We start from the raw sequence: 26,094 nt of genomic DNA on the forward strand, positions 1-26,094 counted from the left end.
TTTTTATGAAATTATAGCCAAGCTGTAATATAAAAATGCTTACATTATTAAAGATTTATGTTATACTGATATCAGATATCTGATGAAGGAGAAAAAATGAGAATGCCAAAGATAGGAGTAAGGGAATTTACCAAAAGCTTCAATAAACTACAGAATATGGAAATAGTAGAAATAGTTGATAAAAAGACTAATGAATTAAAAGGAATCTATCTATCAAAACAACAAGCAATCGAGTTTTTAAAATATTTAAGAGAAAAAAAGCAAAAAGAAAAAAAAGAGAAATTACATAAAATTATGCAATATGCTGGTGCCATAAAAACAGATGAGAAATTTGAAAATTTATCTTCTAAAGAATTGAAAACTGAGATAGCAAAAGCAAAAGCAGGGATAAACGGTGATAACTAATATCTTTTTAGATACTAATATCATTATAGATTTTTTGGATGAATCGAGGTCTTCTCATCATTTGGTGGTAAGATTAATAGCTGCATTGATAGAACAAGAGTGTGAAATCTTTATCACTGAAGATATGTTAAGCACAATCTATTATCTTGTAAAAGATAAACAAAAAGTTTTACATTTTTTTAAAGATATTATAGATGATTGGAATATTATATATTTTGATAAAGATGTAATAAAAAATGCCATCGAATTTGCATTGAGGAGTAATGTAGATTTTGAGGATGCCTTGCAATGTTTTGCAGCTAAAAAACACAAATGCATTTTCATTACTCATGATAAGAAATTTGTTGATTGTGGTATAGAAATCTTTGATTGTAAGGGATTTTTAGAGCATTATAATTTTGAAAAAGATATTTGAGCAGAGCATTTCAGGATGCAAAGTGGATTCTTCGGCTAAAGCCTCAGGATGACGGGAAGCGGGTCATCCTGAACGCATGTGAAAGATCTCGTCATCTTGAACGCAGCGAAAGATCTGTGGTGAATGGTAAATAAAATAGATCATTCGCTTGGCTCAGGGTGACGGAAATAGTGGGCATAACATGATAAAATATAATTTTGCAATGCAACCAAAAATATAAAAATAAATGATATAATCGTTGAAGAGGGTATTAATGAAAAAAGAGGCTCTAAAAGAATTAGGATAAGTTATTTTATGACTTTAGGTAAGATAACCTTTGCAATCGCCGTTGTGACACCGATTGTCAAAGGTAAATTTGGCGATATAGGTTAGGAATTTTTTGTCGGTATGTTGGTGGCTTTTTGGATAGGTACGGAATTGATAAATTTAGGAGCTGAAAAATGAGTGCAGGAACATATGTATTATTGACAATCGGCATTCTTGGTGCTTATGCATTATATCTTATTTTCAAGGAAAAACACAAAATGCAGCATTGATGATTTACATCTTTGATTTATTTGGTTATAACATATAGAAGTGATAAATCCTTTATTTCACATTAGATGAATAGATTCGTCATCTTGAGCGAAACTAAAGATCTTTAGTAGGCTACATCAAATCGTAAATATCTTTCCTATGTCCGATCTTTATAATTTCTATTTCTATATTTGATTCATGAATACTATAAATTATATGATATTTTTCCACACGATATCTATAAAAATCAGAAAGACTACCGGCTAATTTTTTCCCAGAATAGGGATTGATGGCGAGCCTATTTTCGATAGTATCGATAATTTTAATCTGATCTTTTTTATTTATTTTTTTTTAAATCCTTCAATACTCTTTTATCTAAAAGAATTTTATACATTCAGTTCTCTTTTGAGCTCATCTAAAGTAATGAGTTCTTTTGCTGGATCGTTTACTCTTTCTTTAGCGTCTAAGATATCCTCAATATCTTCGAGATATTGGCGAAGTGCTTCTTTGACAAAAAAACTTTTTGGCCGCTTGGTCAAAATGGCTAATTTTTCTAACTTTTGTTCAAGTTCTTTATCGAGTCGAACGGTAAGCATATAATACCTCCTTTCATAATGTATTACAAGTATAACAAATCTGTAGTGAACATGCAAATAACAAGTAATCGAGTTTTGAGATTTTTGCTATTAAAGTAGATCCTTCGCATTTGGCTCAGGATGATTACTGCTTGTCATCTTGAGCGTAGTGAAAGATCCAAGTTTATAAGTGATACGCTATAATATTCCTATGATACCACTACCTGTAAAAAATATCGATATAGTAGCATTAAAAGAGATATTTGCAAGATTTTCTCACATAGATTTGGCAGTTTTGTTTGGATCACGAGTAGGTAATGATGCACATCCCTTCAGCGACTATGATTTTGCAATAGTCTATAGAGGGGATGTGAGCGATTTTGCGAGGTTGTGGGTGGAGATAGCCCATGCAATGGATATAGATATTGAAGATATTGATCTGGTGGATTTTTTGCGAGCTGGAGAGAGTATCAAAAGAGAGATAGCATATCGGCATATATTGATAAAAGGAAGTAAAAATGAGCTTGCACGACTACTTGGAACAGATAAAGAAGCGAGCGATCCAAGAGAAGAGGGTTCTTGATATTCTTGCGAGCAAAGAGAAACTCGATGAGATCGAGCTGCGTGCGGCCAAAAATAGTCTGCAAGTGATGATTGAGATGCTCATAGGAAAATCGAAAAAGATTCTAAAATTTTACAATTGTCCGGTCGTGCCCACGAGGAGTAAAGATGCCGTGTATATTCTCCATGAAGTGGGAGCCATAGAGGATGAAGAGTATAGAGAATTCAATGCTGCAATCGGTTTTCGCAATGTCTTGATTCATGACTATTTAGAATTTGATGAGGATATATTGTATAAATTGTTGAAAAGTAGACAATATGAGAAGCTATACGATTTTTTGCAAAAAGATATAGATTTTTTCGATGTAGTCATAAAAAGAATAGAGAGATTTGCTTTGTGATTTTGAAGGTAGATCCTTCGCCTACGGCTCAGGATGACCGGGATGTAAAGCATCAGGATGATTACTACTCGTCATCTTGAGCAAAGCGAAAGATCTATGATACAATAAGTATATACAAAGTATATAAGGATAAAAAAATGACAGTCAAAATTAATAAATGGGGTAATAGCTATGGCATTAGACTTTCTAAACAGATATTGAAGAGTCTCAATCTTCAAGAAAATAGCGAAATCGATATCGAAATTAGGGACGGGAAAATAATCCTCACTCCCAAAAAATCTTTGCAATCGCTCTTATCACAAATAACTCCACAAAATGTTCATCATGAAGTAGATTTTGGTGATATGCAAGGAAAAGAGATGTTATGAGTTATATTCCTAAGCGTGGTGATATCGTTTGGGTCGAGCTCAATCCTCAAAAAGGGCATGAACAAGCCGGACATAGGCCTGCATTGATTCTCTCACCATATGAGTACAATAAGAAAGTTGGTCTATGTATCGCCTCTCCTATTACATCCAAAAGTAAAGGGTATCCTTTTGAGGTAGCTATAGCTGGAAAGATTCAAGGAGTTGTGCTCTCTGATCAAGTAAGGACTCTTGATTATCGTGCAAGGAATATCGCTTTTGTAGAAAATGTCGATGAGGAAGTATTAGAAAAAGTACTGGAAAAACTGAAATTGTTATTGTTTGATATGGGATAAGGAAGTGGATCCTTCGCCTTGGGCTCAGGATGACAAAAGTCTGTCATCTTGAGCGAAGCGAAAGATCTATGATGGTAATTGACTAAAAAGTAGACCCTTCGCTTTGTTCAGGGTGGCCGGGAAATCAATGTAGATCCTTCGGCTAAAGCCTCAGGATGACTGCTTTTTTACTTAAAATCCATAATAGTTTGATAAAATAAAAAGAGACAAGAGTAAGGATTATACGATGCGGCTCAACGAAAAAGAGATAAAGGTTTTAAAAGAAAAGCTTCATTCTATCTCTCCTGATGCGAAGATTTACCTCTTTGGAAGTAGGACAGATGATAGCAAAAGAGGAGGGGATATAGATCTTTTGATAGTAGGAGAGAATATCACAAGAAAAGATTTAAGGGCTTTGCGGGTGGAGTTTTATAAACATTTTGGAGAGCAAAAAATCGATATTGTTCTTGATAATAAAAGAAATAAAAATGCTTTTATCGAACTGATACGTAAGCAAGCAGTCGAGTTATGATGTATGAAAAGCTTTTAGAAGACAAAAGACTCCTTGAAAAACAGCTCTTTTGGATACGCTATTCTGTCAATGAATGCAAAAATATTGAGACTAAAAATTGTTACACTCCAGAAGAATTTGGTAAATTTGAGACTTTGTGTGCCAGATATAGCAGAGGAATCGATTTTCTTATCAGAAAGATATTTCGCTCCATAGATATTTATGAATTTGAAAATCCCGGAACACTCATTGATGTTGTGAACAATGCTCATAAACGCGGGTTTTTTGAAGATATCGATGAGTTAAGAATAATGAAAGATTTGCGTAATGATATAGTGCATGAGTATATTGAAGAAAATCTTATCGAGATATTCGATGAAGTTTTGATGTATAGTGAAAAATTGATCGAGATTATGGAAAATACATTGCGATATCTGCAAGAGATAAAAAATAGATAATTATAGATCTTTCGCCTTTGGCTCAGGATAACGGGAAATACTTCAGTTACGGTGCTTCCTTATGATGATGGAGTCTTGTGACAATGGGATTGATATTGCTATTTATCCTTGTATAAGAGGACAAAATATAGTAAAACTATCCCTTTAGAAAGGGATAATATGAAAGAACTCTTCAAAAGACTCATTGTTGATTTTCAAGAAAAAGAGATTGAAATCATACCTAGAGCATATACACTTCCAATAGAAACTTCGAAAATTGTCTCTTTAATAGGTGTGCGAAGATCAGGTAAGACCTATTTACTTTACGAAATGTATAGAAGCCTATTTTGAACTCTATCCACATAAGCGAGACGAGAAGATTTACCTCTTTTTCGATGAGATTCAAGAAATTGCATATTGGGAGAAATTTGTCAGGCGTATTCATGATACTTTGAATGCAAATATTGTCATAACTGGCTCATCCTCAAAACTTTTGTCAAAAGAGATTGCTACATCACTTCGGGGAAGGACGATAAGTTATGAAGTTTTTCCACTTAGTTTTCAAGAATACCTTCGCTTCAGGCAGATCGATATCAATCTCCATTCCTCTAAAAGTCTCTCTCATATAAAAAATGCATTGCAAATTTATGTTGTTAAAAGAGGATTTCCTGAAATTGTATTGGAAGAGGATGAAGATATCCAATCGAGAATTTTGCGTGATTATGTGGATTTGATAGTGTATAGGGATATCATAGAGCGCTACAAAGTCAAAAATCTCGCACTTTTGAAGCTTCTCATAAAATATCTTTTTTCCAATCCAGCGACACTTGTGAGTTTTACCAAACTCTATAACGACTTCAAATCAATGGGATACAGACTCTCCAAAGACACGCTTTTCGAATATTTTGCTTATTTAAACGATGCGTATACCTGTTTTACTACATCTGTTTTCAAAAGTTCTGTCAAAGAAGAGCAGAGGAATCCCAAAAAGGTGTTTATCGTAGATAATGGATTCAACTATATTTACGATACTACCTTTTCGCCAGATTATTCTAAATTGTATGAGAATGTAGTTTTTTTGCATTTACGAAGAAGATTTTCACAAATTTACTACTATAAAAGCAAAAGAGAGGTGGATTTTTATATCCCTAATCGTAAAATGCTTGTTAATGTCAGTTATGATGTGAAAGATAAGAAAATTTTGGAAAGGGAAGTGCAATCATTGATTGAAGGAATGCGATATATAGGTAGTGAAAGTGGATATCTGATCACAAAAGATGAAGATAAAGTCATCGAATCACAAGGCTACAAGATATTTCTCAAACCTTTATGGAGATGGCTTTTGGAGAGTGAAGAGAAGTGAATAATGTCTCGTTATCATGAGCGTAGCGAAAGATCTATGATAAATATCTAAAAGAATCTATCAAATATCTCTCATTATAACGAGTAATTATAGTATAATAATACTCATCATAACGAAAGAATAAGAAATGGAAAAAGAAAAAATCATAGAAATTCTCAATGAATGGAACTATTGGAATAGACCATTGCCTTTTACTTATTCAAGAGAAAAGTATGAGAGTGAAATAGATAAGAAATATAAAACGGGAGAGATTATTTTTTTAAAAGGTGTAAGAAGAAGTGGTAAATCTACAATTTTGATAAATCACATAAAAAATCTTTTGAATGAAGGTGTCGCAAAAGAAAATATACTTTTTGTAAATCTTGAAGATCCTAGATTTGCTCCCTATTTAAATCTAGAACTGTTAGAAGAGATAAAAAATGCATATATTTACTATTTAAATCCACGAAGCAAACCTCATATTTTTTTGGATGAAATCCAAAATATCGATGAATTTGAAAAGTGGTTATTAAAAGAGTATGAACTAAAAAGCAGTTTTTTATATGCAACCGGTTCAAATTCAAAACTATTGAGCAAGGAAATAGGCTCTTCTTTAAGTGGCAGATATTTAGATATTTTGGTCTATCCTTTGAGTTTCAAAGAGTTTCTCTCTTTTAAAGGTAAAAGAGTTGCAAATGAATTTGAATATATCACTAATAAACTTGAAATAGAGCGACTTTTTGAAGAGTTTATGAATTATGGTGGGTTCCCAAAAATAGTTTTGACAGAAGATAGCGAAACCAAAAAAGCGGAGCTTAGAAGCTATTTTGACTCTATTTTGTTGAGAGATATCGTTGCAAGATATAAGCTGGACAACTTTTTGAAATTGGAACAGTTAGCTATATTATTGCTCTCAAATATCTCAAATCTCGTATCAAACAACAAGTTAAAAAATATTTTACAAGTGTCTTATGAAACGATAGAGAAATATTTTGAATATTTACAAAATGCTTTTTTGATTTTTACTGTCAAAAAGTTTGACTGGTCTTTGAAAAAGCAGATGGCCAACGCCAAAAAAGTCTATTCCATAGATACAGGGCTATCGAAAAGAGTTTCATTTGAAGTTGGTAAAAGAAGGGGGGATCTGCTCGAAAATATCGTATTTTTAGAATTAAAAAGAAGATATGAGGAGATTTTTTATTATAAGACAAAAGAACACTATGAAGTTGATTTTCTCATTAAAGAAAATGAACTTTTGACTCATCTTATCCAAGTAAGCGTAACGTTGAGTGACGAAAAAACTCTCAAAAGAGAGATAAGATCCTTGATAAAAGCAAAACAAGAGCTACGTTGTGATGCAAAACTGATGATTTTGACCATGGCTGAAAGTAGAAAAATGAATATCGAAAATGAAGAAGTTGAGATTGTAAATATTATTCAATGGCTTTTGTTTTCGTAATCTATGCCGTTTGATATGCGATATAAGATAGACATCCTTTGGCTAAAGCCTCAGGATGACGGGAATACAAAGTCTCAGGATGACAGAGAAACATAGCAATAGATCTACAATATGTCATCATACAAATCACGCCACTTGGGATTCTGCTTCTCTATCAATGCAATTTTGAAATCTCTTTTCTTGCCTTTGAGATATTTCTCTCGCTTGATGGCCTCATCGATATTTTCAAAAATTTCAAAATAGACAAGTTTTGTGCAATGATATCTTTTAGTAAATCCGTCACACAAGCCATTTTTGTGTTCGTAGATTCTTTTTAGCAAGTTGCTGGTTACTCCAATATAAACAGCACGATGATTCATGCTCGTCATGATATAGACATAGCTTTGTTTTATGTTTGCTCTTTTTTGAAGATAGTGTACACTTTAGTTCGCAATTTAGCTTGAAGACTTTTTAGGGGGCTTTTCAAGATTTCGAGAATTGAAAAGAGAGAAGAGAGTTGGATAGACTTCCCAGTGAGAATCAAACAAACAGGAGGAAACCAATTTAAGAGCAATAATAGCAAAAAAGAGCTAAAAATATTTAAAGAGATAATGACACAATTTGTGCTTGAAGAGGATCCACTGCTTGCAATGCTGAAATGGATGATGGAGCAGCTGATGCAAATAGAGTCCGAGATGAAAGTTGGAGCTAAAAGGGGGAACATAATAGTGATAGGAAAAGCTATTTCAGTGGATATCGTCCAAGGAGGTTTGATACAAGACTTGGCACTGTATATTTTCGTTTCACTACGTTCACATCACTGCAAGCAGAAGATGGTTCCAAAGATCAGAAAAGGAGGCTATATTCCTTTTTTCATCACAGAGAGAAAAAGAAGTGAGCAGGCATTAATTGCAATGGTAAAAGAAGCCTATGTCAATGGAGTCTCGACAAGAAAGATAGAGCGGTTGGCAAAAGAGTTAGGAATTGAGAATATCAGTGCTTCGCAGGTTTCACAAATCAATAAAGGGCTAGATGAGCAAGTTAAAGAGTTTCGTAATCGTCCGCTGCAAAAGGAGTATCCATTCGTATGGGTTGATGCTTTGTATGAGAAAGTAAGAGATTATGAAGGTAAAGTTGTTTCTACTGCTATTATGATAGCTTATGGTGTAAATTTAGAAGGAAAAAGAGAAATATTGGCAATAGAGCCTTTTATCAATGAAAGCGTAGAAAGTTGGAAAAACTTTTTTAACAAGCTTCAAGCAAGAGGTTTGCAAAAAATAGCATTGCTTATCAGTGATGCGCATTTAGGCATTCAAAAAGCTTTTAAAGAAACATTTCTTAGTGCATCCTGGCAAAGATGCAAAGTGCATTTCATGAGAAATATTCTGGCATATGTTCCCCATAGGGCAAAAGAGAAATTTGCAGCAAAACTAAAAACTGTTTGGCTGCAAGAGAATAAAAAAGATGCACAGGTAATTGCACAGATGATTATTGAGGAATTTGGTAAAAAGTTTCCTGAAGCAATTGAAACACTTCAAAATGGTCTGGAGGATTCACTGCAATTTTATCACTTTCCACAAATTGATAAAAGGAGAATTAGTTCGACCAATGTACTTGAGAGGATAAACAAGGAAATCAGAAGAAGATCTAAAGTTGTCTCCATATTTCCATCAAGAGAATCCTATCTTAGACTCATTGCCACATATCTGATGGAATATACTGAGGACTGGGAAATTGAAAGAAGCTATATACAACCTGACAAGCTTCAGCAGGTAATGGAAATTTACGAGGTACAGCTACAAAAAGCTGCTTGATATGCAATAAAATATTTTTTTCACTGGGAAGAAAATTGCGAACAATACTTGACATTATCTTTTCGGATGTGGTTATCAATAGACTTGAAAGATTTTTGTTGTAATAATTGGCTTTTTTAATTATTGTTACGATATTAATAACTCTTTTTAGCGTAACCTGCATAAGTTCATTCAGATCTGGCACTCTCCAAAGGAGAGTGTCAAGTGCAACCTAAAAATGTACCAAGATGCGAAGTGAAAATGTACCACTTTGAAACTAAAAATTGTTATCGAGTCCAGTAATAAGGACACCAGCTTTTCTTTTTTGCTTAAGCCTGTAGCTTTCACCTTGGATATTGAGTATATGGCTATGGTGAATAAGCCTATCAAGTATTGCTGTAGTTAACGCTTCATCATTGTTGAGCACCTCCTTGAATTTTGTAAAAGATAGATTGCTTGTAATGATAATTGATCCTATTTCATACCGTTTATTGATAACCTGGAAAAAGAGATTGGCCTGGTTTTCATTGAGCTTGATATAGCCAAATTCATCGATAATCAAGAGTTTTACCGTATTGATAACCTTTTTGAAATAGTGCTGCAACCTGTTGGTCTGCTGCGCAATCTCAAGTTGTAAAAGCAGATCTGCTGCAGTGATGAATTTTGTTTTTATTCTTGCTTGTGTAGCAAGATATCCCAAAGCTATGGCCATGTGGGTTTTCCCAACACCGCTTGGTCCAATAAGCAGGATATTTTCGGCATTCTCTATAAATCTTAAAGTAGAAAGTTCATTAATAATATTTCTATCTACCGCAGAAGATGAGAAATCAAACATCTCTATGGTCTTTACTTTTGGAAAGCCTGCCATTTTCAGTGTTGTTGCTTTTGAACGCTCTATCTTCTTTTGATGTTCATATCTAAAAAGCTCAAGCAAAAAGTGGCTGTATGAAAGATTCTTTTTAGCTGCTTCTTGCGCTATGGATGAAAAGCTCTCTTTAATGGCAGGAAGTTTAAAAAGCGCAGCATACTCTTGTATCTGTTCATTTATACTGTGTATCTCTTTATGCATGGCAAACTCCCAAAAGCGCATCATACTCCTCTAAAGAACTCTTAGCTGTATTATGTATGTTTATGCTGTTTTTATACTTTTTATTTGACAAGGAAAGCTTTTTATCTATGCAATTGTCATATTCTTTTTTGTTATGCAAGCTTTTTGGCTTGGCTGAAATTATTAGCGGCAGCAGAACTTTTTGCTCTTTTATAAAGAGCTCTTTTGGTTTTTGCTTCGTTGTTGCGTGCACTCTATTATGAACAATTTCAAGCCACTGAAATATCTGGCTGTTAAGAAGCTTTGTATCTATAACAAGCGAAGAGTTTTTGAGTCTTGCTTTCAAAGGAATATAGAAGTTTCCTTTCATATAGCCTATAACTCTCTCTACCTTCCCTTTTGTTTTTGCCCTGTAGGGTTTACAAAGTTTTGGAATAAATCCATACTCTTTGGAAAAATCCAAAAACCTCTCATTAAATCTGTGTTTTGCATTCCCGTAAGCGTTATGCTCTATCACCACGCTTTTGAGGTTGTCGTAAAGAATGGTTCTAGGCACTCCCCCAAAGAAGGCGAAAGCCTTTTTATGACAATCTATAAAACTATCAAAGCGCATATTGTCTGTAAAGCAGATAAATGCGTATCTGCTATAGCCCAAAATCATCGCAAAGGCATAAATGGGATTCTTCCCTCTTCGTATCACCGTCCAGTCAGCTTGCGCCTGCTCGCCCGGATCTGTCTCAAATCGCACTACCTCTTCCTCTTTTACGCTCATATGCTCTTTATAAAGCCCGCTCATAAACGCCTGCAATATTCTTATCTTCCCCTCATACCCTTTTGCTGTAATCTCCCGGTATATTACCGTTGAAGGAATTTTATCCGGCAACCCTTGAGCTATTCTCTTTTTTATATACTCTTTGTATGGATCGAGCTTCGATTTGTAAACTCTCGGTTTTCTTGGCAGAAGCTTATCCTCTTTGAGTCTTTTGGATACGGTTCTTCTATCAAGTCCCGTCATCCTTGCAATAGCTCTTATGCTGTATCCTTGTCTGTAAAGTGTATGTACCATCACAAACTCCTCGTATGTAATCACTATTGCCTCCAAATATTTTTGGAAGCGATTATATTCTCTTATATTTCCTCATCTCATGGATGGTACATTTTCATCTTGCGTCTGTGGTGTATTTTAACATTGCAGGTGACAGATAGTGAGGAGTGCAAATCAAATACACATTGCCAGGGCTCGAAGGATATAAAAGATTAGAGAGGATATACTACAATTCGCTTATGATAAGCGAAGAGGCAAGAAGAAAAAAGATACTCGACTTTTGGAAAAAATATGGATTGGAAGCAACAAAAGAGGCTTTTGGAGTAAGTAGAAGAACGCTTTTTCGATGGAAAAAGAGTTTCAATGATGCAAATGGTGATATAAAAGCCTTAAATCCAAAATCACGCAAACCAAAAAGAGTAAGAGAGTCAAACGTTCCACTAGAAGTTATTAAAGAGATAAAACGATTAAGAAAAGTATATCCTAACATCGGTAAAGCAAAACTCTATCACCTTTTAAAACCCTTTTGTGAAGCAAAAGGAGTTAAAACTCCATCAGAGTCCACTATAGGAAGAATTATCGCAAAAGCACCAGATAAAATGAGAATATTTCCCTATCGCATTGATACAAAAGGAAGAGTCAAACCAAAAAAGAAAAAACAAAAAAATAGAAAACCAAAAAACCTCAAATCCAAACCCTTTGAACTCTGGGCAGTAGATACTATCCAAATAGTCTCAAACGGTATAAAACGATATATCCTTACTATGATAGATCCACTCACACGCATTGCATTCGCAGTAGCAATTCCATCTAAAAGAGCAAAACATACCGCATACGCCTTTGAAGCTCTCATCGATGGAATAACCTCTATCAAGCAAAAACGTAAACTTGCAATTCTTTCTGACAATGGCAGTGAGTTCAAAAAAGAGTTTGACGCTCTGCTTGAACAAAAAGGCTTTACACACTACTGGACCTATCCAAAGGGTCCTCAAATGAATGCACACAATGAGAGATTTAATATAACTATTCAAGAACAGTTTATTCAATACTATGAAGATGTACTCTTTACAGATTTACAAGAATTCAATAAAAAATTAGCAAAATGGCTCATCGATTACAATACCAAAATACCCCACTATTCACTTAATCTAATCTTGGGTACAATACCTCCTTGAAAATCATAAAGAGTGCCATATGTATTGGACTTATACACTCTATTTCTCTATCGTAAAATTTCATAGTAATAACCTATGTTGTAATAACTCATGTGATTATAGCATAGTAAACAAAAATTATGCACAACATCTCACGATAAATCGTGTCATCTTGAATTGAAGCTATTTGACCCCGATTTGATGATATTCAAATCCCATCTTTTGGAGTTTTTCTTTGTTGTACTGGTTACGGCCATCGAAAATAATTGGATTTTTAAGCCGTTTTTGCATTTCATAATAGTCTGGACTACGGAATTCTTTCCATTCAGTAACGAGTATCATTGCATCTGCATCGTTAAGGGCATCATATTTGTTATCAAAATACTCTATATTTTTTATATTTTTAAGCCAAAAGTTTTTTGCTTCTTCTATTGCTTTTGGATCATAAGCTTTTATCTTGGCGCTTCTATCGGTAAGAGCTTTAATAATGGTGATAGATGGAGCTTCTCTCATATCATCGGTTTCGGGCTTGAAACTTAATCCCCAGATTGCAAATGTTTTTCCTTGTAGATTTTGGCCAAAACGATTGAGGATTTTATTGAGAAAATATTCTCTTTGGGTTCTATTTACCTCTTCAACAGCTTTGACAATTTTTGGTTCCACTCCAGCATCAAGTGCAATCTTTTCGAGTGCTTTTACATCTTTTGGGAAGCAGCTGCCACCATAGCCTACCCCAGGATAGATAAAACTATATCCAATACGTCTGTCGCTTCCAATCCCTACACGTACTTTATTAATATCAGCCCCTACAGCTTCAGCTATACGAGCCATTTCATTCATAAAGCTGATTTTTGTTGCAAGCATTGCGTTAGCTGCGTATTTGGTAAGCTCAGCACTTCTAATATCCATCCCAATAAATCGCTCATGAGAGTGGGTAAATGGAGCGTATAGCTCTTTGAGTTTTTCCATGCTTTTTGGATTGTCTGCTCCAATGACTACGCGATCTGGTTTCATAAAGTCATTGACTGCGTCTCCCTCTTTGAGAAACTCTGGGTTACTCACTACATCAAATTCCATAAGCTCATTAAACTTTTCTTGAGAAATGTCACTGCTATCTAGTCTTTTTTTTAGCTCTTGCTTAATTGTTGCACGTACTTTATCGGCAGTGCCAACGGGAACGGTGGATTTGTCAACTACAATAAGAGGATGAGTCATATAGCTGCCTATATCTTTTGCCACGGCGAGTACATATTGTAAATCTGCACTGCCATCTTCTCCTTGAGGAGTACCTACTGCAATAAAGACTATTTTACTTTTATCAAGTGCTTCTTTGATATTAGTTGTAAAATGGAGAGTACCAATTTTGAAATTTTCTTTGACAATCTCCTCTAAACCCGGCTCGTAAATAGGTATTATTCCCTTTTTAAGTTTTTCGATCTTTTTCTCATCAATGTCTACACATATAACATTATTACCCATTTGTGCCATACATGCACCTGTAACAAGCCCAACATAGCCTGTACCTACAATTGCTAGATTCATTCAGTTTCCTTTTTTGGTTCACTTTTTAAAAACTCAAGAAAAAAGACTAAAAATACTCCAAGTATCAAACCTGTAACTAAAGCAACTACCAAGATAAGTTTTTTCTTCGGTTTTGTAGGTTTGTCAAACGTTTGAATATCTCCTACAAATTTACTAGGAGATATATAGGCTTCAGTGAGTTTGTAGCGAAGCGACTCGATGTTATCTTGAAGTTTTGGGATTTCAATTTTGAGAATTTTTTCTTTTTGTCTTTGAAGATTTGGAATTGTTTCTTTGAGAATTTTTTCTTTTTGTCTTTGAAGATTTGGAATTGTTTCTTTGAGAATTTTCTCTTTTTGTCTTTGAAGATTTGGAATTGTTTCTTTTAAAATTTTTTCTTTTTGTAGTTGAAGGTCATTAATTTTTAGTTGTCTTGAGTAGATCATATTTTGATAATTTGATATTTGTACGAGAGTAAGGGCTACAAAGGCTTTATCTTGTGCACTTTTGATACTGTCCTGTAAATTTTGAATATTTTTTTCAAATTTTTCTATCTGTTTTTGAGCTATTGCAATTTTTTTTTCTATGTTAGGAATTACCTCTTTTTGATAGAGAGTAATTTTATCATCAATCTGTGCTAAATTTTGCAATTTTATAAGTTCTATTTTCTCATCAATTTTTTTAATATCTTGTGTTTTTAAAAGATTTATTTGATCATCTATTTTTTTAATATCAACAATTTTGAGTTTATCAATATCTCTTTGCGTTTTATCTATTTGGGCTTGGATATCTTTTTTAAAATGCTCGATTTTAAGTCTTTCATCTTTTCTGACATACTCTAAAACTTCATTGATTTTATTCACTGCTTTTTCATTAGAGATGCCATAAGCTGTGATGTCTATGAGTTTATCTACTTTTTTTACAGGATTGACACTTTCTATGAAAGCTTCTTTATCTATTTTTTTTTGCAAAGGAGAGTCTACATAGAAGACTGTTTTTATCTTTTGTGCAACGATATTTGCTTTTTCAATCGGTTTATCACCAATATAGCCTATTTGCATAACTGTTTTTGCTTGATAAAGTGGAGTTTTTATGAAGATGTAAATAAGAGCAAGGAGAAAAACTGCTGCAGTTACTTTAAAAATTGTTTTTCTATTTTTTTTGATTGTTTCCCATAATTGCCAAAGATCTATCTCATCCTCTTCAGTAGGACAGTTTTGTACAATAAGCTGTACTGGCTGTTTCTCTTCCATTAAAATCCCTTGAAATTTTTTGAAGCTATAATAGCTAAATGAAAATTAAAGTGAGGTTAGATAAATAAAAGAATAAACTTGATATCAATGAAGATTTGAGAAATTAGAAGGCTCGGATATCTAAGCCTTCTAATGAAGTTATTTTGCCTTTGGGCTTTGAGTTTTTTTTCTATTTTGCTTCTTTGTTTTTTTCATTTTTTTTGTTCTTTTGACCAGTGGATATTTCTTCTCACACTCTTTAATCTCTTTGCGAGTTTTTGCATCCTTGATGCAGCTAATTCTCTTTTCTATTATCTCTTTTTTTGCTTCGAGCTTTTCGATTTTTGCCGCTTTGACTTTGCTGATGTCACTTTTTTTCCCGTTATTTTGCTTTGCAACCAAGCTAGTTCCAAGAAGACCCAATGTAATTATTATCGTCAATACTCTTTTCATGCTACCTCCTAAAATTAGATGCCAATAGGCAAAAGAGATTATACATAAAATTTTTTAAAAAATATTACTTTGTAGAATATAACAAAGCTAAATATAGAACTGTAGAAGAATTTTCTATCCGCTATAGAATATGAGCTTTAGTTTATGGTACTTGGTAGGGCTTGAAGTTGGAGCCAACAGATTTTTTCAGAATGCTTGGTGGGCTCGGCAGGACTCGAACCTGCGACCAACCGGTTATGAGCCGGTTGCTCTAACCAACTGAGCTACGAGCCCATTTTGTAAAGAGAGGTTTTGTAAGCTATGCTCACACCCTCAAACATGTGTGGAATTATACAGAAATCTATAGCGAAATGCAAGCAGGTGCTCAAGTAGTCCAAAGAGTATCATGAAGTTAACAAAACTGCTTCCACCATAGCTAAAAAGGGGCAGGGGTACACCAACTACAGGAGCAAGACCTATAGTCATAGCAATATTCACACTCATATACGTAAAAATCAAAAAAGATATGCTAAGTGCTACTACTTGAGTGAAAAAGTCACCTTTGAGTTTGAAATAGATAGAAAAAAGATGGAGTATAAGAAGAGCATAAAGCAAAACAAGAGCGACAGCTCCAAAAAATCCGAAGCGCTCTACATAGTATGCGAAGATAAAATCACTCGTGGCAATTGGCAAAAAGCGTAGTTTGGTTTGCGTTGCCTCTTGGGTAGGTTTTCCAGTAAGACCTCCTGAGCCAATTGCAATGATAGATTGTTGGACATGATAGCTTGGCTTTTCACTCAAAAAGTCTTGAATCCGCCGCTTTTGGTAATCGTGGAGAAGGTATTTGTATGATAGGGGAGCAAGAAGGGAGGTAAGGACTGCTAAAGTAGCCCATATTTTCCAATTGACTCCTACTACAAAAAGTACTCCATAGCCAATAATTAGCAGTATCATTGCGGTACCGAGATCTGGCTCTTTTGCAATGAGTATAAATGGTAAGAGAATATAGAAAGATATTTTTAAAAAATCTCTCCAGCCATATCCCTCTTTCGGAGGTGGATTGTTTTGAATGATGTAGGCTAGCATAAGAATGAAAGCGGGTTTGAAAATCTCTGATGGTTGGATGGTAAAGTGAGTAAAAGGTATTGCAAGCCATCTTTTTGCACCAAGTTTGCTCACTCCAAAAATATCTACGCTCAAAAGAAGCAAGATATTAAACCAGTAAATAGCCGGGATAAGCCATCGATATTCTCGTAAAGGAAGCAAAAATGCCACAAAAAAGGCGATAAATCCAACAATATAGTAGACAATCTGCTTTTTAGCAAGAAGTGTATTGACATCCGCTATAAGATAATTAGAGAGAAGCATAAGTGGAAGAATCAAAAAGAGTAGAACAAAATCAAAATGTGTTAATATTCTTCTATCAATCCAAAACATAGCTTTTTTGCTAAATTATACACTGAAGAGGTTTAATATTGGATGAATTGCATTTTGAGGCGCAGCAAAAAGAGAGACTTGACAAGTTTTTGACACAAGAACTACAAAAGAGCCGTAATCAGATTGAGCAGCTTATAAAAGGCGGTTTTGTTACTGTAGACAATCAAAAGATCACAAAAACTGGATACAGACTCAAAGAGGGTGATGAGATAGTTGTCAATCTACCAAAGCCACGACAAAGTCAAAGGTGTGATGTAGATTTTGAAGTAGATATTGTATATGAAGATGAAGATATTTTAGTAGTAAACAAGCCTAGTGGCATTGTTGTGCATCCTGCACCAAGTGTTAAAGAGGCTACACTTGTAGACTGGCTCAAATCAAAAGGTATAAGTCTTTCTACCCTTAGTGGAGAAGAGCGTCACGGTATAGTACACAGAATCGATAAAGAGACGAGTGGATTACTTGTAGTTGCCAAAAACGACCAGGTCCATCTGGCATTATCGCAGCAGCTGCAAGACAAATCGATGGGACGATATTATCTTGCTATTATTGAGCCTCCGCTTAAAGAGAATATCATAGTTGACAAACCAATTGGGAGAAGCCCAAAAAATCGTCTCAAAATGACGATAATAAATAGTGGAAGAGTCGCTCGGTCTGCATTTGTAAAAATATTGCAGAGCAAAAACGGTGTTTATGAGCTTATAGGCGCGAAGCTTTTTACTGGACGCACGCATCAGATACGCGTGCATCTGGCTTCGCTGCAAAGACATATATTAGGGGATAGTTTATACGGCTTTAAGAGCAAAAAAGCTACTATTCCAAGAGTATTTTTACATGCGTATGTTCTGTATTTACGCCATCCTAAAAGCAATAAAGAGATGCGTTTTGTAGCTCCTTTGCCAGATGATATGCAGCAGTTTTTGCAAAAAAATTTTGAAATGGAGAATGTATATGAAAAGATTATTCCAGAAACTTTTGATAAGCTCTTTGATTTTTCTAGCGGGTTGTGGATTACAGCCAAAACCAGCTAAACCAAAGGTAGATTTCTCTTTACCTACTGTGCAGACTATTCGTACTATTAGTGATATTACGAGTGTGGCATTGGAGTGGACTCCTCTTTATAGTGAAAAAGTAGAAGGATACTACCTCTATCGTGCTCAAGAGGGGAAAAAACTGCAACGTATAGCTACAATTGAGGATAGATATAGCTCTCACTATATCGATAAAGATCTTCAACCAGATACGTTATACGTTTATGCTATGAGCATTTTTACAAAAAATGGTGTAGAATCGCGTCCAAGTAAACCCGTACGTGTACGCACACTCCCAATTCCAGAATCAGTTCCATTTATTGATGCCATTGATCACTTACCAAGAGAGATAAAAATCATTTGGCGTCCACACCCTTATCAAAGAGTTGAGTGGTATATTATTGAAAGAAGTGAGCCTAGAAGTGATAAATGGAAAGAGATTGCTACTATCAAAGGAAGACTCAAAGCTGAATATATCGATAAAGGGCTAAAAGATAATAAAACCTACTATTATCGTATCAAAGTTAAAACATGTGATGGTATCGTTTCTAAGCCAAGTAAAGTCGTACAAGCTTCAACGAAACCAAGACCTAAAATCGTACAAGGCTTGCAAGCTTCACAAAATCTCCCTAGAAAAATCGTTCTCCACTGGCAGCCAAACAGTGAACCAGATATCGATCATTACAATATATATAGGAGTTTTTTTGAGTTAGGTCCTTATCTGAAAATTGCCAAAGCCAAAAAAACTGAATATACCGATCTCATCAAGAAAGATGGAGCAAAATATTACTATAAAGTTACTGCCGTAGATAAAGATGGACTAGAAAGTTTTAAACAAGATGTTCCTGTTGTTGGAAAGACTTTAAGCAAACCTCTTCCTCCAGTCATTTTAAATTACAAAGTTGAAGGTAAAACATTTTTTGTAACATGGCAATCACCAGATAAGAGGGCTGAGAGTTTTATTATCAAAAAAGTAGAAAAGTTAGGCTTTATGAATAGTAATGAGTATGTTTTTAAAAATATAAAAAGTACAAGTTTCAGTGATGCTGGCCTGAAGCCTGGAGCAAAATATAAGTATGAGGTCATAGCAGTAGACAAATATGGAATAGTTTCTGAACCAAGCAAAACTATAGAGTTTACAATAGAGAAGTAATGCCACATATAGTTGTAAAGAGTTACAAAGAGTTCGCTACACCAGTAAAATCGGATGGATATGAGTTTTTATGGTTTGCAAGAGGATATGCGAATACGAAAGATACTCTTGTAGCTGTACGATTTGAAGAGCATCAATTTTTTTTGACAATTAAGCCAAAGGATGTGCATTATATTATCAAAGGCGATAAGATTACACGTATTGCTCCTACATATATCCTCAAAGGAGCATTGAAATATTTTTGCAAATTGGCAAATTGTGATGTAGTACATGACAATCTCTCTTCAATAAAGCCTGTTCATATAGATAAAGCGAAAAGTTTTTTAAAAGATATAGACTACTTTATCGAACATTTTCCAACCAAAAAAGAGGTATGGATTGAGATTGGATTTGGAAGTGGGCGGCATCTACTCTATCAAGCCAAGAATAACCCCGATATTCAGTTTATTGGTATAGAAATTCACAAGCCATCTATTGAGCAGCTTCTTAAACAAATTGCTTTGCAAGATATTCATAATCTTTTGGTTATCGATTATGATGCAAGGCTTTTTTTGGAGTTTGTACCATCAAATATAGTAGGAAAAATTTTTGTTCATTTTCCTATTCCTTGGGACAAAAAGCCTCATAGACGTGTAATATCTAAAAAATTTATTCAAGAGGCAGAGCGTACTTTAAAACCTGGCGGCGTTTTGGAACTACGCACTGATAGCAGAGCTTACTTTGACTATGCATTAGAGCTCTTTTTAGAAAGAGAAAAATCCAAACTGGAAGTAACAAAAAATATTGAGCCACCAGTAAGTAGTAAATACGAAGATAGATGGGTAAGACTTGGCAAAGATATTTACGATATTCGTATGTATGCATTACAAGAATCACCTCAGATAGATCTTCATTTTGATTTTACTTTTTCAAAAATCTCTTCATATAAACACTTTGTTGAAAATTTTGATACAAAACCAAAAGTATATAATGATTATTTTATCCATTTTGAAAAACTCTATAAAATAGAAGAAAATAGATTTTTAGCTGAAGTTTCCTTTGGAAGTTTTGATAGACCAACACATCTATACCTGCTTTTAAGTGAAGGTTCGGCACAATATTATCCAAAAAAGCCTATTGCTTCACAGGCAAATATTAAAGCACATAAAAAAATAGAAGAGTTTCTCAATGTCTAAAAATGTTATTGTCGCTAAAGATCTCTATCTTGAATATAAAAAAGATACTCCCATTATAAAAGATTCAACATTTTCTATCAAAAGTGGTAGTTTTGTATTTATTACAGGTCCAAGTGGAAGTGGGAAGAGTACACTTCTTAAATCTTTTTATGGTGAACTTAAGCCAAAGCAAGGAATATTACAAATCGGTGGAGTCTCTCTCAATGACATAAGCAGTTCAAAGCTTGCTTTTTTGCGCAAATATCTTGGGATTATTTTTCAAGACTATAAGCTGATTAAAGAGTGGACAGTGAAAAAAAATGTTATGCTGCCTCTTTTGATTGCCGGATATAGTAAAAATGTATGTGAAGCCCAGACTGCGAGACTTTTAAGACATGTGCATCTTACTGGTAAAGAGAACTACTATCCATTGGAGCTAAGTGGTGGAGAGCAGCAAAGAGTTGCGATGGCAAGAGCTTTAGCACACAATCCCGTGATTATCTTAGCAGATGAGCCCACAGGTAATCTTGATGAGTACTCTTCTCGTGTGATATGGGGGCTTTTGGAGAGTGCCAATGAACAACTTGGTACAACAGTGGTAGTGGTGACACACTCCATTCCGACTAGTTTGAAAGTGCCTTTTAAACATTTTTATATAGAAGATGGAAAAGTCTATGAGATCTCTTAGAAACCATATATCCCTTATAATTCCACTCTTTGCAATACTTTTTGCAGTAGAGTTCTATTTCATTATAGATAAAATCATTATCAATTATGAAAACAATCTCAATAAAGACTACTCCATTGTGGTGGTTGCAAAGAAGAAGTTGACACTGCAAGAGATTCGTGTACATATTCCAGATATTCAAAAAATCCAGCCAATAGATAGTACGCTGTTTCTCAAACGACTGCAAACAAATGGGATAGAGATAGATATCAAAGAACTCAAAAATTTCTTGCCAAATTTTTACAAAATTTATCTCTCATCATTTCCTTCAACACAAAAACTTCGTGAAATCAAAAAGAGATTGCTACAAATTGATGGGATTACACGAGTAGAGACCTTTACAAAGGTACACGAGAAGATCTATAAATTCTTGATTTTTTTAAAAAACATCTCGAAACTCTTTTTAGGAATTATATTTATAACTAGTATTATGCTCGTATTTAAACAGATTGAGATCTGGAATCTGGAGCATAGTGAGAGAATGTATATTATGGCGCTTTTTGGTGCTCCGCTTTGGATGCGTAATGCTATTCTTATTAAACTCTCTTTTATTGATACATTGATAAGTACACTGCTTGTTTTTGGTATCTACTACTATTTTCTCTCTACAAATTATCTTGAAGAACTACTGGGTGTGGAGAATATTTCCATTGGTATTAATGATCTTGTGCAAGATATGGCTTGGCTCTTTGGACTGGGCATAATTATATCGATATTTAATATTCTCATTGTATCTGCAAGGAAGCAAAAGCTCACATGAGAATAGTAATTACCCTCATAATAGCCATAGTTTTTAGTTTTGGTGCCACAATTGATACAAAGATTAAGAGTTCCCGTCAAGCATTGCAAAAAACTACTTTGCAGATAAAAGGGTTGAATGTTCGTTTAGCAAAGCTTGCAAAGAGTATTACGAGATTGCAAAAGGATTTATCCAGCATCGACAAAAAGCTTCTTAAAATTGAGACCCTTTTAAAAGATGCTCAGAAGCAATATAGCCAAAAACTGACTGAGTACAATCTCACGAAAAATGATATTGAAAAACTTACCCTCAAAGAAAAAACACTCAAGCAGCAACTTGTGCTATTGATCACACAATCATTTTCTAAATCTTTGCTCCTCACTTCCTTGCAAAATCCAACGGAAGAGGATGTTATAAAAGAAGAGATCCTCAAAGCGATACAAAAAAGTGCAGATATGCACCTCAAGCAAGTGAGTCAAGCTTATCAAGATACAAAAAGCAAACTGACACAAAACCAAACAAAACTTGTGAAATTGGAAAAAGAGATAGCGGAGTTATTGCGCAACAAAGAGGAACTCAAACGTTTAAAAAGTGAAAAATCGAAAAAACTTGCAAAGCTAGATGAGCAAAAGAGACGGTATAATGAAGAGATCAAAAAATTGATAGAGCAGCGAAAATCTCTTCAAAAAACACTGAGAAAACTTAGTATTCTAAAAGAATCTGCGAAAAAATCAACAGCTTCTGCTAAAGTCAAAGTCAAAAAATATGGAGAGAAGAGTTACAAAAAAATTCGTACAGTGCGCTATCGTGGACCAAAAACAATACCTCCTTTGGAAAAATTTATTATTATAAAGCGCTATGGTGTGTATCGAGATCCTATCTACAATATCGATATACCTAATGAAAATGTAGAACTCAAACCTATCATGCCAAATGCAAAAGTGCGCAACGTTCTTAATGGTCGTGTTATACTCGCTAAATGGACGCCGCATCTTAAAAATGTAGTCATTGTTAAGCATAAAAATGGTCTCTATACTATCTATGCATATCTTGACAAACTTGCACCTTATGTTAAAAAGGGGCGCAAGATTAAACGTGGCTATACAATAGGGCGTGTGAACAATAAACTTATCTTCGAAGTAACTAAAAACAATGCCCACATCAATCCTCTTGATCTTATAAGAATTAATTGAGAGTTTTAGGGCTTTATTATCTATTTTTAGATAAAATTGGCAAACTTTCATAAAGAGGATTAGAATGGCAAAAAGAGTTCTTATCAAATTTTCTGGTGAAGCTTTGGCAAATGAAAATGGGCATGGAATAGATAGCAAAACGCTCAAATATATAGCTTCTGAAATAAAGCCTCTTGTGGATAATGGAGTAGAAGTAGGTCTCGTTGTTGGGGGAGGTAATATTATTCGTGGCGTTAACGCATCGAAAGAGGGGATAATTAAACGATCTTCTGGTGATTATATGGGAATGCTGGCCACTGTAATCAATGCTGTTGCTATCCAAGAAGCATTAGAGTATTTTGGTCTCAAGACGCGAGTACAGAGTGCTATTGATATGAAAGAGATTTGTGAGCCATTTATTGTAAGACGAGCAATTAGACACCTTGAAAAGGGGCGTATAGTTATATTCGCTGCTGGAACTGGTAATCCTTTTTTTACTACCGATACAGCAGCGACACTCAGAGCCGTAGAGATTGGTGCAGAGATGATCATAAAAGCTACAAAAGTTGATGGAATATTTGATAAGGATCCTCAAAAATTTAGTGATGCAAAAAAACTTCCTCGCCTCACTTATGATGAAGCTCTACAAGATAATATTAAGGTAATGGATGATACATCTATCGCTTTGGCGAAAGATAACAGCCTTCCTATCATTGTATGCAATATGTTTGAAGAGGGAAATCTCTACGACATTATTGTCAATGAAAATTTTGAAAAATGCTCAATAGTTACAGATAAAAAAGGAGAATAACTGATGAGACTTGAACAGATAGCTGCAAAAGCATTGGAAAATGTTGGATTTGATAGATACCTCCTCTCCCTTGCAGTAGCCAAAAGAGCTAAAGAGCTTGCTTTAGGGAACCCTCCAATGGTAGATGTAGATCCAAAAAAATTTAAATATACTGATATAGCTATTATGGAAATAGCAGAGGGTAAAATTAGTATCGAGGTCAAAAAATCCTCGTAAATGAAAGAGCTTATCGATAAGATTAAAAATATAAAGAGTGTTGAAGAAGCACAAAAGCTTCTCTTTGGCCTCTATCCACCTACGAAAAAAGTTCAAAAAGCTCTCCAGTTTGCAAAAGATGCTCATGAGGGGCAGTACCGTAAAAGTGGAGAGCCTTATATTATTCATCCAATTTTAGTAGCTGCTATAACCGCTTTTATCACCAATGATGAGACGATGATTATAAGTGCGCTTTTACATGATGTAGTAGAAGATACGCCTCATAGCATAGAAGAGATTGAAGATCTTTTTGGCAAAGATGTGGCAAGCCTTGTGGAGGGGCTTACAAAAATCGTTGCAATTCGTAGTGAAGAGCTTATCCCTTCTCATTCCAATGAAAAACTCATCACCTCAGCACTCTCTTTTCGTAAAATGCTCATAGCCTCTATTGAAGATGTGCGAGTTCTTATTGTAAAACTTTGTGATAGACTCCACAATATGCTTACTCTCGATGCTCTTCCAGAAGCAAAACAAAAAAGAATTGCTGAGGAGACTCTTGTAGTTTATGCCCCGATAGCTCATAGGCTTGGTATTGCATCCATTAAAAACTATCTTGAAGATCTCAGCTTTTATTACCTTTTTCCACAAGAGTATGAAAGGATTGATCAATTTATTCGTTCTCATAAGCTAGAGCTGCAGATGAAACTCAATGAGTTTATTGATGTTGTCAAAAAGAAAATGGTGCAAAACGGCTTTCGCATTGACGATTTTGAGATACTTTCGCGTATCAAGCACTACTACTCAATTTATCTCAAAATGCAGCGCAAAGGTATCTCTATCGAAGAGGTACTTGATCTACTTGCTATTCGTATTCTAGTAAAAGAGAAGCTTGCTTGCTATAAAGTTCTTGGTGTTATTCATACAAACTTTAAGCCTTTAGTAATGCGTTTTAAAGATTATATAGCAGTACCAAAAGAGAATGGCTACCAGACTATTCATACCACTGTTTTTGACAACTCTTCTATATTTGAAGTACAAATTCGTACCTTTAAAATGCACCATACTGCAGAGTTTGGGGTAGCAGCGCATTGGAAATATAAAATTGGTGATGTTGGTGTCAATCTTGCTTGGCTTGAGAACCTCCAATATCAAAATGAAAATATCGAAGAGTTTTATGAGCTTGTAAAAAATGATCTCTTTAGTGAAGATATCTCAGTCTTCTCCCCAAAAGGCGATGTTTTTACCCTCCCACGAGGTGCAGTTGCTCTTGATTTTGCCTATGCTGTGCATACGGATATTGGAAACAGAGCAAAAGCTGCTTATATCAATAAGCAGCGTAGTACGCTGCTCAGTGAACTTAAAAATGGAGATATTGTTAGAATCGAAACGGTAAAAGAGCCAATACTGCGCTGTAGCTGGATAGATGCAGTAAAAACTTCCAAAGCAAAAGAGCAAATGCGCATTCTATGCCGTCAAAAATTCAAAGAGATAAATGCTAAAGCTGCTATTAATATTCTGGCAAGCGAACTAAGAACAGATCCCGAGCAGATAAAAGAGTGGATAGAAGAGCATGAACTTACTTCTCAGCTGCACCGCATTGCAACTGAGATTAATTACCTTAAAGAGATAAAAAATAGATACCTCAGTGAATATAGAAAGAAAAAAGGTATGCTCTATCTCCTTGCTCCAAAGCATGTGAAACTGGAGCCAAAAGAGCTTGAAAATTTTGTGATATATACAAGCTATTCTATAAATAGTGTGGAGTTTGACTACTGCTGCCATCCAAAAAGGGGTGATGAGATAGTTGCTTTTAAAGAGGGAAGCAAAGCTATTGTACATCACAAAATGTGCCACAAAGCTCAAAAACTCATAGATGAGGGAGTCTCAATGCTCTATATTGAGTGGAAAGAGGACTCATTGCCTCACTATAAGCTTATAGCCCTTCTTCCTGATCGCAAAGGTGCACTTGCGCAGTTCTTGCAATATTTATCAAAAATAGATATAAATATTATCTCCATAGAGCTGGGTAAAAATGTAGAGCAGACCAACATGTGTGAGATGGAGTTTGAATCAAATATTAGTGATAGCGAGGTTTTAAGGAAAAAAATAGCTTCAAAAGTTAAAATAATAGAATTTATAAAATCGAGTGATGCATATAATAGATAGGAGT

Annotated in this window: 30 protein-coding genes, 1 tRNA gene and 1 pseudogene; 22 read left to right on the forward strand and 10 right to left on the reverse strand. The window is 34.7% G+C overall.

The features are described 5' to 3' along the window. The first annotated feature begins 96 nt into the window (after positions 1 to 96). Both JG738_RS04725 and JG738_RS04730 read left to right on the forward strand, forming a co-directional pair. Positions 97 to 405 carry a hypothetical protein gene (locus JG738_RS04725; RefSeq protein WP_201338604.1) on the forward strand — a complete coding sequence of 103 codons (309 nt, stop codon included), beginning with the start codon at positions 97 to 99 and terminating at the stop codon, positions 403 to 405. Beyond that, complete coding sequence (locus JG738_RS04730; protein WP_201338605.1) at positions 395 to 820, forward strand: PIN domain-containing protein; 426 nt, start codon at positions 395 to 397, stop codon at positions 818 to 820. The genes JG738_RS04725 and JG738_RS04730 overlap by 11 nt, the downstream gene beginning before the upstream one ends. A gap of 648 nt (positions 821 to 1,468) precedes the next feature. Here the strand turns inward: JG738_RS04730 and JG738_RS10645 are convergent. Both JG738_RS10645 and JG738_RS04740 read right to left on the reverse strand, forming a co-directional pair. Next, positions 1,469 to 1,681 (reverse strand): type II toxin-antitoxin system RelE/ParE family toxin, encoded by a 213-nt coding sequence (locus JG738_RS10645; RefSeq protein WP_201338723.1) that lies wholly within the window; start codon positions 1,679 to 1,681, stop codon positions 1,469 to 1,471. 41 nt (positions 1,682 to 1,722) lie between these two features. Next, positions 1,723 to 1,932, reverse strand: a complete 210-nt coding sequence (locus JG738_RS04740; RefSeq protein WP_201338606.1) for a ribbon-helix-helix protein, CopG family — start codon at positions 1,930 to 1,932, stop codon at positions 1,723 to 1,725. Positions 1,933 to 2,122: 190 nt separating this feature from the next. On the opposite strand from JG738_RS04740, the gene JG738_RS04745 reads away from it, so the two are divergent. The 9 genes from JG738_RS04745 to JG738_RS04785 all read left to right on the forward strand — a co-directional run bounded on the left by JG738_RS04745 (position 2,123) and on the right by JG738_RS04785 (position 7,301). Beyond that, a complete protein-coding gene (locus tag JG738_RS04745; protein ID WP_201340475.1) occupies positions 2,123 to 2,494 on the forward strand; it encodes a nucleotidyltransferase domain-containing protein in 372 nt (123 codons plus the stop codon). After that, the gene (locus JG738_RS04750; RefSeq protein ID WP_201338608.1) at positions 2,448 to 2,873 is read left to right on the forward strand and encodes a DUF86 domain-containing protein; all 426 of its coding nucleotides are present in this window, start codon (positions 2,448 to 2,450) and stop codon (positions 2,871 to 2,873) included. Before JG738_RS04745 ends, JG738_RS04750 begins: the two co-directional genes overlap by 47 nt. Before the next feature lie 137 nt (positions 2,874 to 3,010). Continuing rightward, positions 3,011 to 3,241, forward strand: coding sequence for an AbrB/MazE/SpoVT family DNA-binding domain-containing protein (locus JG738_RS04755; RefSeq protein ID WP_201338609.1), 231 nt, complete (start codon positions 3,011 to 3,013; stop codon positions 3,239 to 3,241). Then, on the forward strand, positions 3,238 to 3,573 hold the full coding sequence (gene mazF / locus JG738_RS04760; RefSeq protein WP_201338610.1) for an endoribonuclease MazF: 336 nt from the start codon (positions 3,238 to 3,240) through the stop codon (positions 3,571 to 3,573). Before JG738_RS04755 ends, mazF begins: the two co-directional genes overlap by 4 nt. 226 nt (positions 3,574 to 3,799) lie before the next feature. After that, entirely contained in the window at positions 3,800 to 4,084 is a 285-nt protein-coding gene (locus JG738_RS04765) for a nucleotidyltransferase domain-containing protein (protein WP_201338611.1), read from the forward strand. Next, positions 4,081 to 4,521 (forward strand): hypothetical protein, encoded by a 441-nt coding sequence (locus JG738_RS04770; RefSeq protein ID WP_201338612.1) that lies wholly within the window; start codon positions 4,081 to 4,083, stop codon positions 4,519 to 4,521. The genes JG738_RS04765 and JG738_RS04770 overlap by 4 nt, the downstream gene beginning before the upstream one ends. A 159-nt stretch (positions 4,522 to 4,680) precedes the next feature. After that, positions 4,681 to 4,851, forward strand: coding sequence for a hypothetical protein (locus tag JG738_RS04775; protein ID WP_201338613.1), 171 nt, complete (start codon positions 4,681 to 4,683; stop codon positions 4,849 to 4,851). Further along, positions 4,793 to 5,863, forward strand: coding sequence for an ATP-binding protein (locus tag JG738_RS04780; protein ID WP_201338614.1), 1,071 nt, complete (start codon positions 4,793 to 4,795; stop codon positions 5,861 to 5,863). Before JG738_RS04775 ends, JG738_RS04780 begins: the two co-directional genes overlap by 59 nt. A gap of 127 nt (positions 5,864 to 5,990) precedes the next feature. Next, the gene (locus JG738_RS04785; RefSeq protein WP_201338615.1) at positions 5,991 to 7,301 is read left to right on the forward strand and encodes an ATP-binding protein; all 1,311 of its coding nucleotides are present in this window, start codon (positions 5,991 to 5,993) and stop codon (positions 7,299 to 7,301) included. A 104-nt stretch (positions 7,302 to 7,405) separates the two neighbouring features. Here the strand turns inward: JG738_RS04785 and JG738_RS04790 are convergent, their stop codons facing one another. Then, the gene (locus tag JG738_RS04790; RefSeq protein WP_255536105.1) at positions 7,406 to 7,693 is read right to left on the reverse strand and encodes a GIY-YIG nuclease family protein; all 288 of its coding nucleotides are present in this window, start codon (positions 7,691 to 7,693) and stop codon (positions 7,406 to 7,408) included. Between the two features lie 198 nt (positions 7,694 to 7,891). Here JG738_RS04790 and JG738_RS04795 point away from each other — a divergent pair. Beyond that, positions 7,892 to 9,094, forward strand: a pseudogene (locus JG738_RS04795) (IS256 family transposase). Between the two features lie 256 nt (positions 9,095 to 9,350). Here JG738_RS04795 and istB read toward each other — a convergent pair. Together istB and istA are read right to left on the reverse strand one after the other, a co-directional pair. Continuing rightward, a complete protein-coding gene (istB, locus tag JG738_RS04800; protein WP_370583672.1) occupies positions 9,351 to 10,163 on the reverse strand; it encodes an IS21-like element helper ATPase IstB in 813 nt (270 codons plus the stop codon). Then, a complete protein-coding gene (gene istA / locus JG738_RS04805) occupies positions 10,135 to 11,223 on the reverse strand; it encodes an IS21 family transposase (RefSeq protein ID WP_201336910.1) in 1,089 nt (362 codons plus the stop codon). The genes istB and istA overlap by 29 nt, the downstream gene beginning before the upstream one ends. Positions 11,224 to 11,405: 182 nt before the next feature. Here istA and JG738_RS04810 point away from each other — a divergent pair, with 182 nt between their 5' ends. Beyond that, positions 11,406 to 12,341, forward strand: a complete 936-nt coding sequence (locus JG738_RS04810) for a DDE-type integrase/transposase/recombinase (RefSeq protein WP_236583226.1) — start codon at positions 11,406 to 11,408, stop codon at positions 12,339 to 12,341. 162 nt (positions 12,342 to 12,503) lie between these two features. Here the strand turns inward: JG738_RS04810 and JG738_RS04815 are convergent, their stop codons facing one another. The 5 genes from JG738_RS04815 to JG738_RS04835 all read right to left on the reverse strand — a co-directional run bounded on the left by JG738_RS04815 (position 12,504) and on the right by JG738_RS04835 (position 16,942). Next, positions 12,504 to 13,862: a UDP-glucose/GDP-mannose dehydrogenase family protein gene (locus JG738_RS04815; RefSeq protein WP_201338617.1), complete on the reverse strand. Its 1,359-nt coding sequence runs from the start codon at positions 13,860 to 13,862 to the stop codon at positions 12,504 to 12,506. Next, the gene (locus JG738_RS04820; RefSeq protein WP_201338618.1) at positions 13,859 to 15,094 is read right to left on the reverse strand and encodes a Wzz/FepE/Etk N-terminal domain-containing protein; all 1,236 of its coding nucleotides are present in this window, start codon (positions 15,092 to 15,094) and stop codon (positions 13,859 to 13,861) included. The genes JG738_RS04815 and JG738_RS04820 overlap by 4 nt, the downstream gene beginning before the upstream one ends. 138 nt (positions 15,095 to 15,232) lie before the next feature. Continuing rightward, positions 15,233 to 15,526, reverse strand: a complete 294-nt coding sequence (locus JG738_RS04825; RefSeq protein ID WP_201338619.1) for a hypothetical protein — start codon at positions 15,524 to 15,526, stop codon at positions 15,233 to 15,235. 196 nt (positions 15,527 to 15,722) lie between these two features. Next, positions 15,723 to 15,799 (reverse strand) — tRNA-Ile (locus JG738_RS04830). Between the two features lie 39 nt (positions 15,800 to 15,838). Next, positions 15,839 to 16,942 carry an FtsW/RodA/SpoVE family cell cycle protein gene (locus tag JG738_RS04835; RefSeq protein WP_201338620.1) on the reverse strand — a complete coding sequence of 368 codons (1,104 nt, stop codon included), beginning with the start codon at positions 16,940 to 16,942 and terminating at the stop codon, positions 15,839 to 15,841. 38 nt (positions 16,943 to 16,980) lie between these two features. Between JG738_RS04835 and JG738_RS04840 the strand changes: the two genes are divergently transcribed. The 9 genes from JG738_RS04840 to JG738_RS04880 all read left to right on the forward strand — a co-directional run bounded on the left by JG738_RS04840 (position 16,981) and on the right by JG738_RS04880 (position 26,090). Next, positions 16,981 to 17,973 carry an RluA family pseudouridine synthase gene (locus tag JG738_RS04840; protein ID WP_201338621.1) on the forward strand — a complete coding sequence of 331 codons (993 nt, stop codon included), beginning with the start codon at positions 16,981 to 16,983 and terminating at the stop codon, positions 17,971 to 17,973. Next, positions 17,894 to 19,126, forward strand: coding sequence for a fibronectin type III domain-containing protein (locus JG738_RS04845; RefSeq protein ID WP_201338622.1), 1,233 nt, complete (start codon positions 17,894 to 17,896; stop codon positions 19,124 to 19,126). Before JG738_RS04840 ends, JG738_RS04845 begins: the two co-directional genes overlap by 80 nt. Next, positions 19,126 to 20,301, forward strand: a complete 1,176-nt coding sequence (trmB, locus tag JG738_RS04850) for a tRNA (guanosine(46)-N7)-methyltransferase TrmB (protein ID WP_201338623.1) — start codon at positions 19,126 to 19,128, stop codon at positions 20,299 to 20,301. The genes JG738_RS04845 and trmB overlap by 1 nt, the downstream gene beginning before the upstream one ends. Further along, on the forward strand, positions 20,294 to 20,968 hold the full coding sequence (locus tag JG738_RS04855) for a cell division ATP-binding protein FtsE (protein WP_201338624.1): 675 nt from the start codon (positions 20,294 to 20,296) through the stop codon (positions 20,966 to 20,968). Before trmB ends, JG738_RS04855 begins: the two co-directional genes overlap by 8 nt. Continuing rightward, entirely contained in the window at positions 20,955 to 21,767 is an 813-nt protein-coding gene (locus JG738_RS04860) for a hypothetical protein (RefSeq protein WP_201338625.1), read from the forward strand. Before JG738_RS04855 ends, JG738_RS04860 begins: the two co-directional genes overlap by 14 nt. After that, positions 21,764 to 22,939 (forward strand): murein hydrolase activator EnvC, encoded by a 1,176-nt coding sequence (locus JG738_RS04865; protein ID WP_201338626.1) that lies wholly within the window; start codon positions 21,764 to 21,766, stop codon positions 22,937 to 22,939. The genes JG738_RS04860 and JG738_RS04865 overlap by 4 nt, the downstream gene beginning before the upstream one ends. Positions 22,940 to 23,003: 64 nt before the next feature. Continuing rightward, positions 23,004 to 23,729 carry a UMP kinase gene (gene pyrH / locus JG738_RS04870; RefSeq protein ID WP_201338627.1) on the forward strand — a complete coding sequence of 242 codons (726 nt, stop codon included), beginning with the start codon at positions 23,004 to 23,006 and terminating at the stop codon, positions 23,727 to 23,729. A gap of 3 nt (positions 23,730 to 23,732) precedes the next feature. After that, positions 23,733 to 23,945: a DNA-directed RNA polymerase subunit omega gene (locus tag JG738_RS04875; RefSeq protein WP_084275756.1), complete on the forward strand. Its 213-nt coding sequence runs from the start codon at positions 23,733 to 23,735 to the stop codon at positions 23,943 to 23,945. Further along, positions 23,946 to 26,090 (forward strand): bifunctional (p)ppGpp synthetase/guanosine-3',5'-bis(diphosphate) 3'-pyrophosphohydrolase, encoded by a 2,145-nt coding sequence (locus tag JG738_RS04880; protein ID WP_201338628.1) that lies wholly within the window; start codon positions 23,946 to 23,948, stop codon positions 26,088 to 26,090. Positions 26,091 to 26,094 lie beyond the last annotated feature (4 nt).

This window comes from Nitratiruptor sp. YY08-26 (assembly GCF_016593215.1).
Classification (GTDB): Bacteria; Campylobacterota; Campylobacteria; order Campylobacterales; family Nitratiruptoraceae; genus Nitratiruptor; species Nitratiruptor tergarcus.

What these genes read in the sequence shown, in the direction of transcription:
- JG738_RS04725 (WP_201338604.1), top strand. Translation starts at nt 97, where the DNA reads ATGAGAATGCCAAAGATAGGAGTAAGGGAATTTACCAAAAGCTTCAAT.
- JG738_RS04740 (WP_201338606.1), bottom strand. Translation starts at nt 1,932, where the DNA reads ATGCTTACCGTTCGACTCGATAAAGAACTTGAACAAAAGTTAGAAAAA.
- JG738_RS04745 (WP_201340475.1), top strand. Translation starts at nt 2,123, where the DNA reads ATGATACCACTACCTGTAAAAAATATCGATATAGTAGCATTAAAAGAG.
- JG738_RS04755 (WP_201338609.1), top strand. Translation starts at nt 3,011, where the DNA reads ATGACAGTCAAAATTAATAAATGGGGTAATAGCTATGGCATTAGACTT.
- mazF (WP_201338610.1), top strand. Translation starts at nt 3,238, where the DNA reads ATGAGTTATATTCCTAAGCGTGGTGATATCGTTTGGGTCGAGCTCAAT.
- JG738_RS04765 (WP_201338611.1), top strand. Translation starts at nt 3,800, where the DNA reads ATGCGGCTCAACGAAAAAGAGATAAAGGTTTTAAAAGAAAAGCTTCAT.
- JG738_RS04770 (WP_201338612.1), top strand. Translation starts at nt 4,081, where the DNA reads ATGATGTATGAAAAGCTTTTAGAAGACAAAAGACTCCTTGAAAAACAG.
- JG738_RS04775 (WP_201338613.1), top strand. Translation starts at nt 4,681, where the DNA reads ATGAAAGAACTCTTCAAAAGACTCATTGTTGATTTTCAAGAAAAAGAG.
- JG738_RS04785 (WP_201338615.1), top strand. Translation starts at nt 5,991, where the DNA reads ATGGAAAAAGAAAAAATCATAGAAATTCTCAATGAATGGAACTATTGG.
- istB (WP_370583672.1), bottom strand. Translation starts at nt 10,163, where the DNA reads ATGCGCTTTTGGGAGTTTGCCATGCATAAAGAGATACACAGTATAAAT.
- JG738_RS04810 (WP_236583226.1), top strand. Translation starts at nt 11,406, where the DNA reads ATGATAAGCGAAGAGGCAAGAAGAAAAAAGATACTCGACTTTTGGAAA.
- JG738_RS04815 (WP_201338617.1), bottom strand. Translation starts at nt 13,862, where the DNA reads ATGAATCTAGCAATTGTAGGTACAGGCTATGTTGGGCTTGTTACAGGT.
- JG738_RS04820 (WP_201338618.1), bottom strand. Translation starts at nt 15,094, where the DNA reads ATGGAAGAGAAACAGCCAGTACAGCTTATTGTACAAAACTGTCCTACT.
- JG738_RS04825 (WP_201338619.1), bottom strand. Translation starts at nt 15,526, where the DNA reads ATGAAAAGAGTATTGACGATAATAATTACATTGGGTCTTCTTGGAACT.
- JG738_RS04835 (WP_201338620.1), bottom strand. Translation starts at nt 16,942, where the DNA reads ATGTTTTGGATTGATAGAAGAATATTAACACATTTTGATTTTGTTCTA.
- JG738_RS04845 (WP_201338622.1), top strand. Translation starts at nt 17,894, where the DNA reads ATGAAAAGATTATTCCAGAAACTTTTGATAAGCTCTTTGATTTTTCTA.
- trmB (WP_201338623.1), top strand. Translation starts at nt 19,126, where the DNA reads ATGCCACATATAGTTGTAAAGAGTTACAAAGAGTTCGCTACACCAGTA.
- JG738_RS04855 (WP_201338624.1), top strand. Translation starts at nt 20,294, where the DNA reads ATGTCTAAAAATGTTATTGTCGCTAAAGATCTCTATCTTGAATATAAA.
- JG738_RS04860 (WP_201338625.1), top strand. Translation starts at nt 20,955, where the DNA reads ATGAGATCTCTTAGAAACCATATATCCCTTATAATTCCACTCTTTGCA.
- JG738_RS04865 (WP_201338626.1), top strand. Translation starts at nt 21,764, where the DNA reads ATGAGAATAGTAATTACCCTCATAATAGCCATAGTTTTTAGTTTTGGT.
- pyrH (WP_201338627.1), top strand. Translation starts at nt 23,004, where the DNA reads ATGGCAAAAAGAGTTCTTATCAAATTTTCTGGTGAAGCTTTGGCAAAT.
- JG738_RS04875 (WP_084275756.1), top strand. Translation starts at nt 23,733, where the DNA reads ATGAGACTTGAACAGATAGCTGCAAAAGCATTGGAAAATGTTGGATTT.
- JG738_RS04880 (WP_201338628.1), top strand. Translation starts at nt 23,946, where the DNA reads ATGAAAGAGCTTATCGATAAGATTAAAAATATAAAGAGTGTTGAAGAA.